The sequence below is a fragment of the Vibrio sp. 661 genome, assembly GCF_033339315.1.
GTDB classification, from domain to species: Bacteria; Pseudomonadota; Gammaproteobacteria; order Enterobacterales; family Vibrionaceae; genus Vibrio; species Vibrio alginolyticus.
The window spans coordinates 1-1,093 of the sequence record NZ_JAWOUJ010000120.1 but is presented as its reverse complement, the minus strand read 5'-3'; the positions used below and the strand labels follow the sequence as shown (position 1 = coordinate 1,093).

The following is a 1,093-nucleotide window of genomic DNA, read 5'->3' as shown; positions in this document are numbered from 1 at the left end:
ACTGCCTGCGCATGAATTCCCAACGACGAAAGAAGCGATTGAAGATTTCCGCACTCGTTGGCGCACCCAGTTTGAGGCGAGACGCGAGCCAGAATCCATCTACATGCAAGTCACCAAAGGAACGTGGCCGGCAGGCATTGAATACTGGCAACCACTGTTCTTCGACCATACCGAAACCCTGTTCGACTACTTACCTGAAGATTCGCAGCTGATCACATACGGCGACATTGAAGCAGCTGTCGACACATTCTTAAATGACGTCGAGTATCGCTACGATCAAAAGAAAATTGATCCTCTGCGTCCACTTCTTGCCCCACATGATTTGTGGCTCAAGAAAGACGAATTGTTTGCACACTTCAAACAACTTCCTCAGGCACAGCTCAGTCTAGAGAAAGTAGTGAAACGTGCTGGCCGCCAAAACTTAGCGGTACAAACACTGGCAGAACTTGGCGTTCAACAGCAAAACAAAGAGCCATTATCTCGTTTGCGCCAATTCAGCGAACAATTTACGGGCAAAATCATCTTTTCCGTGGAATCAGAAGGTCGACGCGAAGCCCTGACTGAGCTTCTGCAAGGCATCAAAGTTCGCCCAGTGGTGCAAGAATCGCTGTATCACGCTTTAGAGTCAGACCACCGTTTCACGTTGATTCTTGGTTCAGCAGAACACGGCTTTATTCATGACGAGCTGAATTTCGCGCTGATATGCGAAAGTGACTTGCTTGGCGATCGCGTAATTCAACGCCGTCGCAAAGACAAAAAAGCCGTCAACAGTGACACTGTTATTCGCCACCTTGCCGAACTGAAACCAGGCCAACCTGTTGTTCATATTGACCACGGCATCGGCCGCTACATCGGTCTGCAAACCCTTGAAGCGGGGGGAATGAAAACCGAGTATGTGACGCTTGAATATCAAAACGACGCCAAACTTTATGTTCCCGTTTCCTCGCTAAACTTGATCAGCCGTTACTCAGGCGGCGCTGAAGAAACGGCTCCTCTGCACAAACTTGGCGGTGAAGCGTGGTCGAAAGCACGTCGAAAAGCAGCTGAGAAAGTACGCGATGTTGCAGCAGAGCTACTTGATGTATACGCGAAG

1 protein-coding gene is annotated in these 1,093 nt (G+C 49.4%); it reads left to right on the top strand.

Going from position 1 to position 1,093, the window contains the following annotated elements:
- On the top strand, window positions 1–1,093 hold a 1,093-nt coding region (locus R7P69_RS25110; protein ID WP_318121818.1), incomplete at both ends, for a CarD family transcriptional regulator.